This window comes from Shewanella sp. GD03713, assembly GCF_029843705.1.
Classification (GTDB): Bacteria; Pseudomonadota; Gammaproteobacteria; order Enterobacterales; family Shewanellaceae; genus Shewanella.
In genome coordinates this window covers 2,207,573-2,225,762 of the sequence record NZ_JAOCIW010000001.1, presented here as the reverse complement: position 1 = coordinate 2,225,762, position 18,190 = coordinate 2,207,573, and the positions used below count along the sequence as shown (strand labels likewise).

Below are 18,190 nucleotides of genomic sequence, written 5' to 3'. Positions count from 1 at the left end.
CGATCCCCTTGTCGATTTAGGCTCAATGCTCAGGTTCAATACTTAGGCTAGAAGCCAATACTTAAGTGACGCTTAAGCGCTTGTGCTAAAAAATCCTTTTGCCATTGGCTGCATCGGCTGCAATTGATGACCATACAATACGATAACCCCCTTGTGGCATCTAACGCACAATGCCACAATGCGAGCAAAATCAATGCGTGCCAACGGCGCCCCGCGATAGGAGCATCATCTTGACCCTTTTTGGTATTAAAAATTGCGATACAGTGCGTAAAGCACGTAAATGGATTGAAACCCATCAACTTTCGGTCAACTTCCATGACTTTAGGGAAGATGGATTAGCAGAAAAGGATCTTCAGCATTGGTGTCAAATTGCAGGATGGGAAACTGTCTTTAACAAACGCAGTACCAGTTTTCGCGCCTTGAGTGATGCAGATAAGGCCAATATCGACCAAGCCAAAGCCATTCAACTGATGCTCACTCACCCGACGCTGATCAAGCGCCCAGTGCTAGTGGTGGGTGAACAAGTGCTGGTGGGCTTTAACGAAGCCGAATATAAGAAGGCCTTTTCCCTATGACGCACGCTTCGAACACCCACCCAGTTACCGAACTGACTAAAGCGTTAATCGCCCGTCCTTCGGTCACCCCGCTGGATGAAGGCTGCCAAACCCTGATGGCCGCACGTCTTGCCGCCATTGGCTTTAATATTGAGCCCATGGTCTTTGAAGACACCACCAATATGTGGGCGCGTCGCGGTAATGAAGGCCCAGTATTTTGTTTTGCTGGCCATACCGATGTAGTGCCCGCAGGCGATTTAAGCCGCTGGCATACCCCACCTTTTGAGCCAACCATTATCGACGGTTACCTCTATGGCCGCGGCGCGGCAGACATGAAAGGCTCATTGGCGGCGATGATCGTCGCGACCGAGCGTTTTGTGGCTAAGCACCCAAATCACCCCGGCTCGATTGCGTTTTTGATCACCAGCGATGAAGAAGGCCCCTTTATCAATGGCACCACACGGGTTATCGACACCCTAGAAGCCCGCAATGAAAAAATCACTTGGGCGCTGGTGGGCGAACCCTCATCGACCCTAAAACTCGGTGATGTGGTCAAAAATGGACGCCGTGGCAGCCTGACCGCCAACTTGACCGTTAAGGGCATTCAGGGCCATGTGGCCTATCCGCACCTTGCGGATAACCCAATCCACAAAGCCGCGCCGTTTTTAGCCGAGTTAAGCCAAACCCATTGGGATAATGGCAACGAATTCTTCCCGCCCACCAGCATGCAAATCGCCAATATTAATGGCGGTACGGGCGCATCGAACGTGATCCCAGGCACCCTAGAGGTGATGTTTAACTTCCGTTATTCGACCGAAGTGACCGCCGAGATATTAATCGAGCGCGTGGAGGCCTTATTGACCGCCCACGAACTGGATTATGACATCAGCTGGACCTTCAACGGTCTGCCATTTTTAACCGGCGAAGGCCCACTGTTAGACGCGACTCGCCATGCTATACGTCAGATCACTGGCTATGATACCGATCCGCAAACCACGGGCGGCACCTCTGATGGACGCTTTATTGCACCAACGGGCGCCAAAGTGTTGGAACTCGGTCCAGTGAACGCCACTATCCATAAAGTGAACGAGTGCGTGAAAATCGACGATCTCGAGCAGTTAGCCCTGTGCTACGAAGTGATTTTGGAACAGTTGCTGTGTTAAACGCCACGCCACGCTTAAGGAACACAGCCCAGCTCTATGGAATAGAAAGTGGAATAGAGAGTGGGATAGCAAGCAGTTTAGACACGGGCTTACATACCGACTTATCCGCTGCTGTAACCCAAGAGTCAGCGCAGAGACTGCAATTAGTCGAACTGCTGAGTCCCTATCACCCGAGCGAAACACGCTTCATGCTGGAGGCTCAAACCGCCCTCGCCTTTAAGGCGATGGCGGACAGCGCCGCCAAAGATGGGATAGCCCTCGCGATTTGCTCGGCCTATCGTCCTTTTGACAGGCAACTCGCCATTTGGAACGCCAAAGCCAGCGGTAAGCGTGTTGTGCTGGATATTAACGAACAGCCCGTGGATATCAGTCCACTGAGCGATGATGCATTAGTCGATTTGATTTTGCTCTGGTCGGCACTGCCAGGCGCGTCACGCCATCACTGGGGCACGGATATCGATGTGTTTGATGCCAAGCAAATCGAGGTGAAATCCCTGCGATTAGTGGAAGCGGAATACACTGATGGCGGCCCTTGTGCCCACTTGCACCAGTGGCTACTCCAGCACGCCAAGGATTTTGGGTTTTATTTTCCTTTTCAGCGCGGTAAAAGCGCCGTCAGCGCCGAGCCTTGGCATATCAGCTATTTCCCCGTGTCTCAAACCCTGTTACCCCAATTTGAGGTGCAGGCCTTAGCGCAGGTTATCCAGCGCAGCGAGATGTTGCTTAAAGAAGCGGTGCTCGCCCGTTTACCTGTGCTTGTGGCGGAATATGTACATCGAATTGCACAGCCTTAAGGTGTCGCCATTCGCACAACTCGATGGCGCCTTTTACTCGGCGCTTATCTTTAAAAGTAGGTTTTATGGATTTTTCTTCACACAGAAAACAACTCAACATCGCCGGTAGCCAACTCAGTTACCTCGATATAGGTTCAGGCCCAGCGCTGTTATTTGGCCACAGTTACCTCTGGGATAGCGCCATGTGGGCGCCGCAAATTGCCAGCTTAAGTCAACAGTATCGCTGCATCGTGCCCGAACTCTGGGGACACGGCCAATCGGGCGCCGTCCCAGAAAGCTGCAACAGCCTCTTAGACATCAGCGAGCATATGCTGACTCTGATGGATAGCCTCAACATCGAGCAATTTGCGGTTATCGGTTTATCCGTGGGTGCCATGTGGGGCGCCGAGCTCGTGCTTAAAGCCCCCGCGCGCGTCAATGCTCTGGTGATGCTCGACAGTTTTATTGGGTTTGAGCCAGAGATCACCCGTGCTAAATATTATGGCATGCTGGACACGATCCAAGCCGCCGGCAGCATACCTGCGCCGCTTATCAGCGCCATTTCGCCACTGTTTTTCGCCGATAATGCCAAAGCGAATAATCCCGAATTAGTGCAGCGTTTTGAGGCCTACTTGGCCGCGCAAACGCCAGAGACGATCCCGAGCATAGTTAAGCTTGGCCGAATGATTTTTGGCCGCCGCGATACGATGGAATTTGCCGAGCAATTAACTCTGCCCTGTTTAGTCATGGTCGGGGTTGAAGACAAGGCCCGCAGCGTGCTAGAGAGTTACCTGATGAGCGATGCCATCGACGGCAGTCAGTTAGTGCATATTCCTAACGCAGGGCATATTTCCAGCCTAGAGCAAGCCGAGTTTGTCACTGAGCATTTAACTCAGTTTTTAGCGAAGGTATTGTAACAGCGCCCGTATCAGCAAGGTGCCACCCAACTGCGGCACATTGGATAGACCAGCAAGCGTAAATTTACTGGTATACTCTTGCTAAAAATGTGCTGCTTGCATCACTTAGGGCAATAAAGACATTTTAATATGTCAATAAAACAATAGGTTAAAATGAAACTACTCAAACCCTTATTCGATAACAACCGTCGCTGGGCCGGACGCATTCGCCAAGAGCACCCTGATTTTTTTGAACAGCTGGCGAAACAGCAGAACCCTGAATATCTTTGGATTGGTTGTTCCGACAGCCGAGTACCTTCAAACCAAATCATCGATTTAATGCCGGGCGAAGTCTTCGTTCACCGCAATATTGCCAACATGGTGATCCACACCGATCTTAACTGCCTATCTGTTCTGCAATACGCCATTGATGTACTTAAGGTGAAGCACATTATGGTGGTAGGACACTATGGCTGTGGTGGTGTACGTGCCGCCATGGGGAATCAACGCTTAGGGCTTATCGACAACTGGCTCGGTCATTTACGTGATGTTTACCGTCTTCATCAAGATGAATTAATGCAAATGGATGATGCCAAGCGTTTCGACCGTCTGTGTGAACTCAACGTAATTGAACAGGTTTCTAACGTCACCAGCAGCACTATCGTGCAGGAAGCTTGGGCTCGCGGCCAAGAACTGGCGATCCACGGTTGGATTTACGGTATCGATAATGGTCTGTTAACCGACCTTGATGTGACTGTCGATCGCGCGCAAAAGATTTAAATCGGTTTGAGTGAAACACGCCAAAAACCTGCCCCGTGCAGGTTTTTTGTTTTAATGCATGCCAATATCTATGCACGCCACATACAAGCTCCATCCGCCTAATTTAACTTGTTGCCAAGGTACTTCCACACTCGCCCCATTGGCTCTGAATGGCGCAGTTCATCTCAACCCATCGGCTAAACCTCGAGCTGCACCTCGCTTAATGGACTCGCATGCCCTAATACAACGGCTCGCAAAGGCTAACAAGCACGAACACATGCAATAACACAGTGTTAAGTGAGCAAAATCTAAGCTCGAAACGTCAACATGACCTTATTTTCATCAATAAAACATCGCAAGGGATCTTTAGCCCAGTTATAATCCGCCAGTTAATTGCAGCGCGACCATGCGCCACAAATTCTAAGGAGATACCTTCCATGCCCGGTTTTGAATTATTTGGTCCAGAAGAAAAGCAAGAAGTCGCCGATGTGATGGAGCACGGCTTTACCTTCCGTTATAACTTCGACCATATGCGTAATGATCGCTGGAAGACTCGCGATATGGAGCAACTGCTCTGCGAGAAAATGAATGTTAAGCATGCTCACCTCTTATCTAGCGGTACTGCTGCGCTGCAAACAGCCTTAATGGCGGCAGGCATTGGTGCTGGCGACGAAGTTATCGTGCCACCTTTTACCTTTGTTGCTTCTGTAGAAGCGATTTTCATGGCCGGTGCTGTGCCAATTTTTGCCGAAATCGACGAGACACTGTGTCTATCACCAGAAGGCATTGAAGCGGCGATCACCCCACGCACTAAAGCAGTGAACTTAGTACACATGTGTGGCTCTATGGCCAAGATGGACGAAATCAAAGCCGTGTGCGCTAAACACAACATCGTATTGTTAGAAGATGCTTGCCAAGCCATTGGCGGCAGCTACAAGGGCCAAGCCCTAGGTACTATCGGTGATGTAGGTTGTTACTCTTTCGATTCTGTTAAAACCATCACCTGTGGTGAAGGCGGCGCGGTGATCACCAATAACACCGAAATCTACGATCACGCCCATATGTTCTCCGATCACGGCCATGACCATATTGGTAAAGACCGTGGCGCCGAGTCACACCCAATTATGGGCCTGAACTTCCGTATCTCTGAAATGAACGCGGCCTTAGGTTTAGCCCAGTTACGTAAACTCGATACCATTATCGACATTCAACGTAAAAACAAAAAAGTCATTAAAGAAGCGATGGCGAGCATTCCTGAAGTCAGCTTCCGCGAAATCCCCGATCCAGAGGGTGATTCAGCTGGCTTCTTAAGCTTTATGTTACCAACAGAAGCACGTACCCAAGAGATCAGCAAAAAACTGGCTGAGAATGGCGTTGACGGTTGCTTCTACTGGTACGTGAACAACTGGCATTATCTGAAAAACTGGAAACACATTCAGGAGCTTAAGGCCCCTGCTGCGTTGCCAATCACATTAATCGCCGACAGACCTGACTATACTCAAATTTCTGTGCCGAAATCTGATGCCATTATGAGCCGCACTATTTCCATGCTCATTAAATTGTCTTGGACCGATGCTCAGATTGCCGAGCGTATTGAAAACATTAAGAAAGCATTTGCCCAATAATTAAACGGGAGTTTTTGCAATGAGTTTTAAAAATTTTAAAGTAGTTGAAAAGATGATCTTCGGTCGTGGCTCCTTCGCACAATTAGACGAAGTATTAGCTGCACAGCGTAAGGCCGACGATGACTTCGTGGTATTTTTAGTCGATGACGTTCACCAAGGCAAACCACTCGAAGCACGCATCCCAGTGAAAGCCCAAGACTTACTGATTTGGGTTAACGTAGATGATGAGCCAAGCACAGTGCAAATCGACACCCTGACCGAACAAGTTCAAGCCTTCAACGGCAAACAACCGGTTAGCGTCGTCGGTTTAGGTGGCGGTTCAACCATGGACGTCGCAAAAGCGGTATCACTGATGCTGACCAACCCAGGCGGCTCTGCCATGTACCAAGGTTGGGATTTAATCAAAAACCCAGCGGTTCACCACATTGGTATTCCAACGATTTCAGGTACGGGTGCAGAAGCATCACGCACCGCAGTATTGTGTGGTCCAGTGCGTAAACTGGGTCTGAACTCAGATTACACAGTGTTCGACCAAATCATCATGGACTCTGAGTTAATCGAAGGTGTTGAAACTGACCAATGGTTCTACACAGGTATGGATTGCTATATCCACTGCGTTGAATCATTAGAAGGTACCTTCTTAAACGAATTCTCTAAGTCATACGCCGAAAAAGCCATGGAGCTTTGCCGCCAAGTGTACTTAGAAGATCACCCAGAAAAAGACGACAAGCTGATGATGGCGTCATTTATGGGCGGTATGAGTATCGCTTACAGCCAAGTGGGTGCATGCCACGCGGTATCTTATGGTCTGTCTTACATCCTCGGCTACCACCATGGTATCGGTAACTGTATCGCCTTCGACGTGTTAGAAGAATTCTATCCAGAAGGTGTGGCTGAATTCCGTCTGATGATGAAGAAGCACAACATCACTCTGCCGAAGAACATCTGTAAAGATCTGCCAGATGAAACCATCGCGAAAATGGTTGCCGTGACTAAGAGCATGGGTCCATTATGGGCAAACGTGTACGGCCCAACATGGGAAGAGAAAGTCACTGACGAAATGTTGACTGCTCTGTTCCGTCGCATTTAAGCTCTCAAGCAGATGACAAGGGCTCGTTGTGAGCCCTTTTGTCTATCTACACTGCATATCTTTGATAAATTAGGATAATTTAATGAATGTGACTCTGTTAATCCCGGCGCGTTACGGTTCAAGCCGCTTCCCGGGCAAGCCCTTAGCCCCGATTAACGGCAAGCCGATGATCCAACACGTGTACGAACGCGCGTCGTTAGCCAAAGGCCTCACCAATATTTATGTTGCAACCGATGATGAGCGTATCAAAAGCGCCGTAGAAGGCTTCGGTGGCAAAGTGGTCATGACCAGCCCTGATGCGGCATCGGGCACAGACCGTATCAATGATGCGATTAACCAATTAGGTTTGAAAGATGACGATCTGGTCATCAACCTCCAAGGCGACCAACCCCTAATCGACCCGACTTCCATCGAGCAAGTGATCAGCCTCTTCGAACGTCACCCTGGCGAGTTTGAAATGGCGACCCTCGGCTATGAAATTGTCAACAAAGCCGAACTCGACGATCCTATGCATGTGAAGATGGTGTTCGATAACGACTACTACGCGCTGTATTTCTCCCGCGCACGAATTCCCTTCGGCCGCGATACCAAAGATTATCCAGTTTACAAGCACTTAGGCGTGTATGCTTACACCCGCAGATTCGTGCAAGCCTTCGCCGCCCTCCCCTTAGGTCGTCTCGAAGATCTGGAAAAATTAGAGCAGCTACGCGCCCTAGAACATGGCCATAAGATCAAAGTCGCCATCAGCGCCTTCGACTCAATCGAAGTTGACACGCCGGAAGATATTCGTAAATGTGAGCAGCGTTTAGCCGTTGATTAATCAGGGTGTTGCTCACTAAGGAGTTGTCATGTCGAGCTTAGAAGTGTGGATCATTATTATTTTGGTGGTCGGAGTGATTGCCAGCAATCTTGCCGCACTGAAATACAGTGCCAAATTCAAACTGCCACAGTTTGGTCAGCACGATAAAGAGAAACAGTTAAAGACCGATAATCGCGCGAATTCCTCACCCGATGCCGATAAGTCCGCGGATACGGCGATTGAAAATCGCGATAAATCAACCCAAGTTGAGCAAGATAAACCCTAATCGAGTAGCTTTACTCCTCTGATTTATCCATCAAAAAGGCGCAATAGCGCCTTTTTTGTCGGTGAGAAATAATGTTTCGACCTAGCTTGGCATATACGCCCAATCTTTCACAGCAAAGATGAAGCATTGAATTATCAAGAATAATACTCGTCACTAAAATGTGTCAGGAAAAGAACAGTCTCATGTATTGAAGTTTTATACAAACCGAAGCAAGAGCGCGTGGAAAGGGACAAAGCTTGTCAGGACGTCAGCTGTATCAAGTGAATTTCGGGTAAAAATATCTATGGGTTAACGCCCCAATTTAGCGCGGAATGCCGCGCTGCGGATTGACGTCGCCACCAGCGCTTTTGCTGGCGATAAAATTTGATGGTTAGGAGATGGCACGGCTCATGTAGTAAAACCGATCATCTTCACTTGTTAAACCAAACCCTTGTCTCTTATACAAATGAACGGCAGGGCTATTTTTAAACACTTTAAGCTTCAAAATGTGAGAACCATGCTCTTTAGCCAGACGTTCCGCCTCAGCAATAGCGATTGAGCCAATCCCACGATTCTGGTAACTCTGATCCACTTGCAAATCTCGTAACCAGCACGCTTCAATGTCAAAAGATAATCTAACGACACCAACAAGCTTTTCTTCAAATAAAATATCAAAGTTCACAAGATCTTGTGTCATTTGCTCAATCTGAGCTTCATCCCAATCTACAGCGTATTGTGCATAATATGGCAGCATATTTGACAGAGTAAAATATGCTGCTTTTGCTAAATCCTTAGCTGGTCTACCGGTCTAGTCTCCTAACGTACGCCTAAGGGGCTGGCAACGCACCCCACTAAACTTAAACACAACAGCCGTAACCACCGAAGCTCATTGGGACTGGAAACGTCACGCGTTGACAGTCCCTCCTGAGGCGTTTGTTAGTTTTTAGCTGTATTGTATTGTCCAAATTGCCTTAGCTTGTTTTGCCAAAAACTTTTGACGACTTAATATATTGTCAGGAGACCATATTTTATAGCCCAATCGTTTAGATAGTTCATATCTACTACTTTTATATGTTTCGACTTTTTCTTGGAATGGCTTATTTCCCAAGAGTCTATTCTTGTCACTTTCTAATATAGTAAAATTACCAATCCTATAGATGAAGTTTTCTTCAACATCTGAAGGAAACTGCTCCTCCCAATCCAAATTTGGATTTTCAGGCAATATATGTTCTAAAGACCCATTATCATTTTCAAAATCATAATAAAAACCTGACAAATGATTTTCAATCGTATACATTACATATCTAGCTAATTTCGCACTTCTTTTAGTTCTAATAGACCTCGTTTCGAAATTCCTTTCAAAATCTTCATCTGAAACGTATAGATTTTTTAATATATTAAATATATCTCGTGCTGTTTTTGCCTCACCACTATGGATAGCTTTGCAAGCCTCATTGTATTTGGACTCTAGAGCATTCGGATTTAGACCAGAAATTATCATATATCTAAATGAAATTATTGAACATATCTTAAGCACGCCAAGCCATTCATCAGCATCTAAATATATAAATGAATTCATAAGCAAAGGGTAACACTGCGTCACATTAAATAGATTAAGTTCTTTTATGTGTTTCTTAACCTTTTCCTGACCATCCCATAACGGATGATTATAACTACCTAAGGCAGCATATATTTCTGAAACTTCACTCATATCTTTCAGCAATTCAAAGGCAGCTCTAGGATCTTTTATATTTCTTTTTATAGTCTTGAATAACTCTTTCTCTTGAACTAAACCATTTTGCATCATCCAATAATGTCTTAGAAACTTAGGGAAAGATGAATACGTAACATGATTTATCGTTACATTCCATATGTTTTTTATATGGTTTTTATCTCCATCGGCAACAATTGAAAATAGATAATTTTTCAAGAGATCTGTAACTGATAGTTCAAGCCCCCTATCATTAAGCGTTTCAAATATTAGATAAGCGCTTAAATCATCCGTTGCTATTATTTGTATAAACAACAAACTATCAGATATGTACTCCACAAAGCTAATCAATGTAGATACATCGTCATTTTTATAAACCTCTTCAACGATCATCGACTTGAAATATGAAAAACATTTCCATAACAATTTATTACTATTAATTTCGGCCCTTATATTTACAGGACTCCTAAAATTAGTAAGATATGTTGAGAAAAATGGATTATTCACTTCATTTAATTCTATTTTGTTTTCATAATTCAATGATGATAATGATTTCTTTCCAACGAAGTCATTGATTAGCAATTCTATTCTTTTGCCATTATCTTCTACATCAACACCTTTTTTTATCAAATCTTTAATTATATCAACAACCGACAATATGAGAACCGTTAAAGTTGTCAATCTTTGCTGTCCGTCAATAATATCGTATTTCTTTTTATCCTTTGATACTAAAACGATCGACCCCATATAATGCTTAGAATTATTTTTCCGATTTGTCTCTATATCCAACCATAAGTCATTCCAGTTATTCTCATCCCAAGAATAGTCTCGTTGATACAATGGGACGGAAAATTTGTTATCACCTTTTATAATTCCTGCAAATGTATCTGTCTCAGCATTAAGGAAATTTTCTGCAGACATTTTATCCTCCGTAATTAAATGATAAAAACTAACGTTTGGTTAAGGGGCCGACTTTAGCTGGATTCGCTGTGAGCGAAGCGAACGACTTGAACTAATTATTATGTTGCACCAGCACCTTGCTCCTTTGAGAAACCTTTTACGACAAGGTAGAGCAATGGACCGATAGATACAAAAACTGCCGTGATGGCTATGTAAGGAACTATGATAATGAATGGTTTTTTGCGTGATTTATTGTCTTGATACATCCAGATGCAAGAAAGTACGGCCAGGATGTAGAGAGCAATAACGACTTGTGCGGTGTCTAGGTTTGACATTAGTTCAATGCCAAAGTCTACAAGAGACTGCTCTGCCTGAGACATGACAAATGCTGTATAGGCTGTGAAAGCCAGCAATACGATTAGGAGTAGAACTGATTTTTTCATTGAACCTTCCTTGGCTAGAAGTGAAACATAATGCAGCAATATGGGGCGCATAAAAGCTTGGCTATACTAAGCTAAGAATGAGTGCTGCCAAGCTTTTTGCGTCCCATTCATTATTGCATTGTTAGATTTTTTTCAACTCGATATACTTGGCTAATACTAATAAAAAGGAACCTAAAACAAATAGTACTGATACAAATAAACCAATGAACTTGGTTTGATTTTGGGTAGTTTCCATACTTTTATTCATTTCTGCATATTTGTAATTAGTAAAAAGTTCTCCCGCTGTTTTAGGATTCTCAGGAACACCAAAATTTAAGATATCGTGATTTGATGTTAATACAGAAAATATTACATCCATTTTGTTTTCAATTTTCCAAACAACCGCATTGTTTGTTAGATCTTGAGATTTATTAAGAATGAACAATTGCGTGAAAGAAGAAAGCAATATGAGAATCAATCCCCAAAGTTCCATTTTTTTACTTTTCACTGAATCACCTAAAAAACTCTTAAATTTTATTAGTGTGCATGCGCGTTTACCTCGTTGAACCAGTGAACACGCGCACTGTTAACTATCTGTATGCAAAAAACTTATCAGCATTCTGTTAAATATACCATCAATAAAAACGCGCATGCGAGTTTTCCAAACCTATTATTTAATCCATGAATTTGTAGATTACTGATTTAAAAGGCATTTACTTATAAAAAATGTGAGAACACGCAAGAAGATAGGATGAAAATTTCTGGGTTAGAAAGTCTAGTTTTGACTGCAACACTTACAACTTGTTAACTCATTTTGGGGCAAAAAACTTTTAGCCAGATGAACAGTTCAATGGTCGTAAAGATTGTCATTGTTGCAACAGTGACCGTTGGCGGCATGGCCGCTGCGGCATTTACACTTCCATGTGTTGCAGATGCCGCCGTCGAGTCTATAGGGATGCTTATTATGAAATAAATAGGCGGCGAGTCACTGGGGAAACAATGACAATTGACTCAGTACATCTAATGATAAAGCAATCTTGCTTTGAGGCTGAAACAAGCCAGAAATGGCGATAGCGAACTAAATCCCACCTTATGCGACATACGATTTATCTACGCCATAAAAAAGGCCAAGTGTGGAGAGCACTTGGCCTTTGGCTGGAGATGGAATGCGAGTCGAGTTTAGAAGCCTTCAACCCCTGCCATATCGGGAAGATGGTGAGCAATCCCCTTATGGCAATCGATACAGGTTTTTTCACCACTGGCCAAGGACGTCGAGTGCATCTGGGCGGCGCGTGGCGACTGTCTAGTAAAGTCCATGTAGGTGAAGTTATGGCAGTTACGGCACTCAAGCGAGTCGTTTGCCTTTAACCGTTCCCATTCATGTTCGGCCAGCTCACGACGTTTGTTCTCAAACTTTTCGCGGGTATTGATGGTACCAAACACTTTACCCCACACTTCTTTCGATGCCTGCATCTTACGGGCAATCTTATCGGTCCAATTGTGCGGTACGTGGCAGTCAGGACAAGTCGCACGCACACCACTGCGGTTCGTGAAATGGATAGTCGACTGTAACTCTTGATAGACGTTATTTTCCATTTCGTGGCAACCGATACAGAAGGCTTCTTTGTTGGTGGCTTCAAGCGCGGTGTTAAAGCCCCCCCAGAAGATCACCCCCGCCACAAAGCCACCTAAGGTTAAAAACCCTAAACTGTAGTGCACACTCGGACGATTGAGAACTTGCCAGATCTTTTTGAGTTTATCTAACATGCTGACTCCTAGTGTGTTTTCTGCTCAGTGTTGGCTTTAATCAGATGATCCATATCCACAAAGTCGTTCTCGACCAGTAATTTGGCATCCAGTTGCGGCACATGGCACTGAGTGCAGAAGTAACGTCTTGGCGAAAGCTCGGCTAAGAAGTTGTTATCCCTATCCATATAGTGCGTCACGCTGACCATAGGCGCTTGGGAGTCCCCTGTGCGGTGTCTGGCATGGCATGACATACACTTGTTGACCTTAAGATCGAGCTGATAACCGTCGATCTTGTGCGGGATCACTGGTGGCTGCATCGGGTAGTTACGCATCTCTTTGATATCTTTGTTCAGCACCGCCTGCATCGCGGGCGGAGTAGGCTCAACGTTGATTGGCGCCTGACGCAAAGTATCTATTCTGTCCTCAGGAATGCTTGCCGCAGTCACGCTGGTCATCATCAGAGTGGAGAAGGCAAGCACACTGAATGCTGAGACTAATTTGAATGTTTTCATCCTGTACTCCTTATACCTTGACGATTTTCACGGCGCATTTCTTAAAGTCGGTTTGTTTTGACAGTGGATCTGTCGCATCCAAGGTGACTTTGTTAATGAGCTGACTGGCATCGAACCAAGGTACGAACACGAGTCCCACAGGTGGTTTGTTGCGGCCACGGGTTTCAACACGGGTTTTGATTTCACCGCGGCGAGACACCACGCGCACTTCATCCCCACGGCGTAAACCGCGTTTTTTCGCATCTTCTGGGTGCATAAAACACACAGCGTCGGGGAAGGCACGATAAAGCTCTGGCACGCGTTGAGTCATCGAACCTGAATGCCAATGTTCGAGCACCCGTCCGGTGGATAACCACATATCGTATTCAGTGTCTGGCGATTCTGCGGGCGGCTCGAAGGGCAAGGCGTAAATCACTGCGCGGCCATCGGGTTTACCGTAGAACTCAAAGCCTGAGCCAGGTTTGACGTAAGGATCGCTGCCCTCACGGAAACGCCATTTGGTTTCTTTACCATCGACCACCGGCCAGCGAATACCGTGGGCTTCGTGGTAGGCATCGAAAGGTGCTAAATCGTGACCATGGCCACGGCCAAAGGTGGCGTATTCTTCAAACAGGCCTTTTTGGACATAGAAGCCAAAATGTTTCGCTTCGTTGTTCAAATACTTAGGATCGGTATCGGCCAGCGGGAACTTATCGACATTGCCGTTTTTGTACAGCACTTCAAATAAGGTTTTGCCCTTAAATTGAGGATTCGCCGCTAAGACTTCCTTCGACCAGACTTCATCGGTCGTAAAGCGCTTAGAGAACTCCATCAACTGCCACAGATCTGAGTTAGATTCGCCGGGCGCCTGCACCATTTGATGCCAGAATTGGGTACGACGCTCAGCATTACCATAGGCACCCTCTTTCTCAACCCACATGGCGGTTGGCAGAATTAAGTCCGCAGCTTGGGTCGTGACTGTGGGATACGCATCGGATACCACAATAAAGTTGGCAGGATTGCGATAGCCAGGTAAGCCTTCCTCGTTGATGTTCGGCCCCGCCTGCATATTGTTGTTCACTTGCACCCAATAGCAGTTCAAGTCGCCATCTTTTAAGCGGCGGTTTTGCTCGACGGCGTGATAACCGGGTTTTGGCGGAATAATGCCACTGGGGATCTTCCAAATTTCTTCGGCGTGTTTTCTATGCTCAGGGTTTGTTACCACCATGTCGGCGGGTAAACGGTGGGAGAAGGTTCCCACTTCGCGAGCCGTACCACAGGCAGAAGGCTGACCAGTTAACGAGAACGGGCTGTTACCGGGAGTTGAAATCTTACCTGTCAGTAAGTGAATGTTATAAATCAGGTTGTTACACCACACGCCGCGAGTATGTTGGTTAAAGCCCATGGTCCAGAAGGAAGTGACTTTAGTCTCGGGATCGGCATAGAGTTTGGCCAATTCAATCAATTTAGCCTCAGGCACACCCGACATCTTACTGACCTTCTCCACCGTATATTCGGCGACAAAGGCCTTAAAGGTGTCGAAATCAATCGGAGTCGAATCCCCTGCCGTTTTCACGTTCTTGGCTTTCTGCTCCAGCGGATGGGTTGGACGTAAACCATAGCCGATATCCGTGGTACCTTGGCGGAAGTTAACGTGCTTCTTCACAAAGTCCCAGTTCACTTTATCGTTTTGAATGATGTAGTTAGCGATAAAGTTTAGGATGGCTAAGTCGGTTTGCGGCGTAAATACAATCGGTAAATCCGCGAGGTCGAAGGAGCGATGCTCAAACGTCGAGAGTACAGCCACCTTCACATGGGATGCACTTAAACGACGGTCAGTCACTCGAGTCCATAGGATCGGGTGCATTTCGGCCATGTTGGAGCCCCAAAGCACAAAGGCATCGGCCGCTTCCATATCATCGTAACAGCCCATAGGCTCATCGATACCGAAGGTGCGCATAAAGCCGACAACGGCAGACGCCATACAGTGGCGCGCATTCGGGTCGATGTTGTTAGAGCCAAAGCCCGCCTTCATCAGCTTAACCGCGGCATAACCTTCCCAAACGGTCCACTGGCCCGAGCCAAACATCCCTACTGCAGTCGGGCCTTTGGCTTTTAAGGTTTCTTTCCATTTTTGCGCCATGATATCGAAGGCGCTGTCCCAGCTGATGGGGGTAAACTCACCGTGCTTGTCGTACTTGCCGTCGGTCATTCTCAGCATTGGCGTAGTCAAACGATCGCTGCCGTACATAATTTTCGACAGGAAGTAACCTTTAATACAGTTAAGGCCGCGGTTCACTTCACTGTTTGCATCGCCGTGGGTGGCAACCACTTTGCCCTCGCGGGTCGCGACAATCACAGAGCAGCCTGTACCACAGAAGCGGCATGGGGCTTTGTTCCACTCTAATTTGGTTTGCTCTGAGCTGGTGATTAAATTGCTCGCCGATGCCGGCAGTGCTAAGCCTGCCGCGCCCGCTGCTGCAATCACCGCATTGGCTTTAATAAAGTCACGTCTATTCATGTTCATTCTTCACCCTCTTCGAGCTCTTCACTCTGGTGGTAAACCATAGTGGCGGACAAGACGCCAGGAATGGCATTAATCTGTTCGATACCGTCCATCAAGGCACGTTGGGAGTCACCTTCAAGTACGACGACGAGTTTCACTTCGTTATTAACAGAGAGTTCGGCATTTTCAATCGCCATAATGTGTTGCCTAACATCCACCATTTTTTGTGGCATGACTTGCACCACTAGACTCGTGATATGAAGCTCTTTGCTCATCCGACACTCCGCTTATTCATGCTGTTGTTATTGTTCTTTAGGCCTCAACCTGCACCCGGTGGGCCGGTGAAGATTTGGCTAAACCATATGGCAAATCCCAATCCACTTACCAACAACACGGATAAGAGGGGGGCGAGAAATACGGTTAAAAAGATAAAAATTTTCAGTTCTAAGGATTTTTCTGCTGCGCTGTTAGCACTCATGCGTCCTCCAAGAGGTTCGTTCCTGTGATGGATTGCTCTGACCAATGCAGGATTTATAGGTATCTCTATTGCATCTTTGATCCACGAAATGATCATAGCGTTAAGGTGTTAACAAACTGTATACCTCCAAATCGGTAAACCCTTTGATGCTTGATCCAGATCATCAATTTGGCGATAGATTTAGTTAGATCATGGTTTTTAAGCGTTTTTTTAGATTGTAAATAGATTGATTGGTTATGTTTTTTTATTAACTAATTGCTAAAGCATGGAAAAAATATAGGCGCTCAGCAAGTAAAGCGCACAAGATTTAAACAAAATATTCCTTAAGGAGTATTAGGGGATGGTAAAGGAAGGCACAAATTACCGATTATCCACGGCAAAATCGGCTTAACATCTTCGTCAAAGTGTTAACTCACTCAAGAGACAGCCAAATCCCCTACCGTATTGGCTAACTGATCACGCAAATTTGAGGTTCTTAATATCGCCATTAAGACCCATTCATTCGCCACCGACTTTGCCCTTTGGAGTTAGCCTGATAGCCCATAGCGAAAATCTATGCAGTAAGGGGCAAGTCTGTCGTGGCTAATGGTAGTTAGGTGAAAATGATGTCTCGTCCTAAGATAGGTTGACAGTTTTAGGCCAGCTCCAGTAGCTGGCCTTTTCTATTGTGCACCTGATTAGGGGAGTCCATATTCAAACTCAGATGCGGTCTCATATCGTTGTATATTGCTATCGATTCTCTAACAAGTATCTTCAGCTCCGCAAATGTCCTACATCGGTGCAGTAAAAACTCCTGCTTCAGTATGCCATTCACTCTTTCTGCTAATGCATTTTGGTAGCAATCATAACCATCCGTCATTGACGGCTGGATTTGGCTCGCCTGAAGCGCATTCTGATAAACGGCTGAGCAGTACTGTAAGCCTCTGTCTGAGTGATGCACCGCGTTGCCGATATAGCGCTTATCTTTGATGGCCATTTTTAACGCTTTCACCACACTCTCGGCTTTCATGTCTTTACTCACGTGATGACCGACTATTTTACGAGAACTGGCATCGGTGATCAGTGACAGGTAGTGCACACCTTGGTCTGACTCAAGATAGGTGATATCGCTGACCAGTACATGCCCTGCATCGTGCAGTCCCTCCTCTTTCAGCAGATTAGGATGCTTCTTCATCCAGTGTTTGCTGAACGTGGTTTTTGTGTAGCTTTTCTTCGGTTTAACCAGTAAACCTTCACTTCTCAAATAGGTAAAGAACCCATCTCGCCCGAGCTTAATATCGTGCTCAACCAGCTTGGATTTTATCAACGTGTAGAGCTTACGGGCCCCTAACCTTGGCATATATTTACGCCAGTACTGGACCCAGTCTTTGATAACCGATAGCTCAGCTCTACGACTTTCCATTCGAGCAACTGCCTGATAAATACCTTGCCTCGACATACCCGCAGCACGACATGCGGCAGCGAGGTTTATTTCTCCGTTGCCTTTTGCTTGCCAGACGTACCGGATAAGTACTTTTTTCTGAGGCCTGCTCCATATTCATTGTCCATGATATCAACCATGCCATTGAGGATTTGGTTACGCAGTTTCTCTTCTGCTAACTCACGTTCAAGGCGCTTGATCGTTTCGGCAGGTGTTTCTTTTGACTTAGTCATAAGGGGATGCTGAAAAGGTTTCGACCAATCGAGTCTACCATGTTTTCTAAGCCAGACGAGTACCGTTGAACGGCCTTGAATACCAAAATGGGCTTGGGCTTGTTTGTACGTCATTTCGCCTTTTTCAACACGCTCTACAACGCCTAATTTAAAGGCTAAGGTGTAATCTCGTTGTGTGCGCTTACGGCTTGAGTTAATTAATGTTGTCATAAAGAAATCCTCTTTATGTCAACGTATTTCAGGACGGGACATGAACAATAAAAAAGCCGAACCCAAAGGTTCGGCTTTTAATGCTAAAGATGACGCGTTACGCTCAACTCACTGAATCTACAGATTCAATCAGTAATGCATCAACA

The 18,190-nt window shown here is 45.9% G+C and carries 19 protein-coding genes; 9 read left to right on the top strand and 10 right to left on the bottom strand.

Annotated elements, in window-relative coordinates:
- Positions 1-170: 170 nt before the first annotated feature.
- The 9 genes from N5E87_RS09880 to N5E87_RS09840 all read left to right on the top strand — a co-directional run bounded on the left by N5E87_RS09880 (position 171) and on the right by N5E87_RS09840 (position 7,945).
- The gene (locus N5E87_RS09880; protein WP_011626269.1) at positions 171-575 is read left to right on the top strand and encodes an ArsC family reductase; all 405 of its coding nucleotides are present in this window, start codon (positions 171-173) and stop codon (positions 573-575) included.
- Positions 572-1,717: a succinyl-diaminopimelate desuccinylase gene (gene dapE, locus N5E87_RS09875; RefSeq protein ID WP_279768261.1), complete on the top strand. Its 1,146-nt coding sequence runs from the start codon at positions 572-574 to the stop codon at positions 1,715-1,717. The genes N5E87_RS09880 and dapE overlap by 4 nt, the downstream gene beginning before the upstream one ends.
- Entirely contained in the window at positions 1,711-2,511 is an 801-nt protein-coding gene (locus N5E87_RS09870) for a M15 family metallopeptidase (protein WP_279775302.1), read from the top strand. Before dapE ends, N5E87_RS09870 begins: the two co-directional genes overlap by 7 nt.
- A gap of 65 nt (positions 2,512-2,576) precedes the next feature.
- On the top strand, positions 2,577-3,407 hold the full coding sequence (locus tag N5E87_RS09865) for an alpha/beta fold hydrolase (protein ID WP_279768255.1): 831 nt from the start codon (positions 2,577-2,579) through the stop codon (positions 3,405-3,407).
- A gap of 153 nt (positions 3,408-3,560) precedes the next feature.
- Positions 3,561-4,166, top strand: a complete 606-nt coding sequence (gene can / locus N5E87_RS09860) for a carbonate dehydratase (protein ID WP_089067888.1) — start codon at positions 3,561-3,563, stop codon at positions 4,164-4,166.
- A gap of 416 nt (positions 4,167-4,582) precedes the next feature.
- Complete coding sequence (gene kdnA, locus N5E87_RS09855; protein ID WP_011716906.1) at positions 4,583-5,770, top strand: 8-amino-3,8-dideoxy-alpha-D-manno-octulosonate transaminase KdnA; 1,188 nt, start codon at positions 4,583-4,585, stop codon at positions 5,768-5,770.
- Between the two features lie 19 nt (positions 5,771-5,789).
- Positions 5,790-6,860: a 3-deoxy-alpha-D-manno-octulosonate 8-oxidase KdnB gene (gene kdnB / locus N5E87_RS09850; protein ID WP_011716905.1), complete on the top strand. Its 1,071-nt coding sequence runs from the start codon at positions 5,790-5,792 to the stop codon at positions 6,858-6,860.
- Positions 6,861-6,942: 82 nt separating this feature from the next.
- Complete coding sequence (gene kdsB / locus N5E87_RS09845; RefSeq protein ID WP_011622622.1) at positions 6,943-7,680, top strand: 8-amino-3,8-dideoxy-manno-octulosonate cytidylyltransferase KdsB; 738 nt, start codon at positions 6,943-6,945, stop codon at positions 7,678-7,680.
- Positions 7,681-7,708: 28 nt separating this feature from the next.
- Positions 7,709-7,945 (top strand): DUF2897 family protein, encoded by a 237-nt coding sequence (locus N5E87_RS09840; protein ID WP_086903492.1) that lies wholly within the window; start codon positions 7,709-7,711, stop codon positions 7,943-7,945.
- 370 nt (positions 7,946-8,315) lie between these two features.
- Here N5E87_RS09840 and N5E87_RS09835 read toward each other — a convergent pair whose 3' ends face one another.
- The 10 genes from N5E87_RS09835 to N5E87_RS09790 form a co-directional block, all read right to left on the bottom strand.
- Positions 8,316-8,678 carry a GNAT family N-acetyltransferase gene (locus N5E87_RS09835; RefSeq protein ID WP_279775301.1) on the bottom strand — a complete coding sequence of 121 codons (363 nt, stop codon included), beginning with the start codon at positions 8,676-8,678 and terminating at the stop codon, positions 8,316-8,318.
- Between the two features lie 189 nt (positions 8,679-8,867).
- Complete coding sequence (locus tag N5E87_RS09830) at positions 8,868-10,556, bottom strand: DUF262 domain-containing HNH endonuclease family protein (RefSeq protein WP_279775300.1); 1,689 nt, start codon at positions 10,554-10,556, stop codon at positions 8,868-8,870.
- A gap of 98 nt (positions 10,557-10,654) precedes the next feature.
- On the bottom strand, positions 10,655-10,978 hold the full coding sequence (locus N5E87_RS09825; RefSeq protein ID WP_279775298.1) for a DUF2834 domain-containing protein: 324 nt from the start codon (positions 10,976-10,978) through the stop codon (positions 10,655-10,657).
- A gap of 121 nt (positions 10,979-11,099) precedes the next feature.
- Positions 11,100-11,465 (bottom strand): hypothetical protein, encoded by a 366-nt coding sequence (locus N5E87_RS09820; protein WP_279775297.1) that lies wholly within the window; start codon positions 11,463-11,465, stop codon positions 11,100-11,102.
- A 671-nt stretch (positions 11,466-12,136) separates the two neighbouring features.
- Positions 12,137-12,724 carry a cytochrome c3 family protein gene (locus tag N5E87_RS09815; RefSeq protein WP_011626281.1) on the bottom strand — a complete coding sequence of 196 codons (588 nt, stop codon included), beginning with the start codon at positions 12,722-12,724 and terminating at the stop codon, positions 12,137-12,139.
- A gap of 8 nt (positions 12,725-12,732) precedes the next feature.
- Positions 12,733-13,218, bottom strand: a complete 486-nt coding sequence (locus tag N5E87_RS09810) for a nitrate reductase cytochrome c-type subunit (protein WP_011716901.1) — start codon at positions 13,216-13,218, stop codon at positions 12,733-12,735.
- A 10-nt stretch (positions 13,219-13,228) separates the two neighbouring features.
- Positions 13,229-15,718 carry a nitrate reductase catalytic subunit NapA gene (napA, locus tag N5E87_RS09805; RefSeq protein ID WP_279775847.1) on the bottom strand — a complete coding sequence of 830 codons (2,490 nt, stop codon included), beginning with the start codon at positions 15,716-15,718 and terminating at the stop codon, positions 13,229-13,231.
- Positions 15,719-15,720: 2 nt separating this feature from the next.
- A complete protein-coding gene (locus N5E87_RS09800; RefSeq protein WP_279775296.1) occupies positions 15,721-15,978 on the bottom strand; it encodes a chaperone NapD in 258 nt (85 codons plus the stop codon).
- A 44-nt stretch (positions 15,979-16,022) separates the two neighbouring features.
- The gene (locus N5E87_RS09795) at positions 16,023-16,181 is read right to left on the bottom strand and encodes a nitrate reductase (protein ID WP_011716898.1); all 159 of its coding nucleotides are present in this window, start codon (positions 16,179-16,181) and stop codon (positions 16,023-16,025) included.
- Positions 16,182-16,815: 634 nt separating this feature from the next.
- A protein-coding gene (locus tag N5E87_RS09790; RefSeq protein ID WP_086937298.1) for an IS3-like element ISShes2 family transposase occupies positions 16,816-18,044 on the bottom strand; the annotation gives its coding sequence in 2 pieces (ribosomal slippage) (positions 16,816-17,693 and positions 17,693-18,044; 1,230 coding nt in all).
- Between the last annotated feature and the right edge of the window lie 146 nt (positions 18,045-18,190).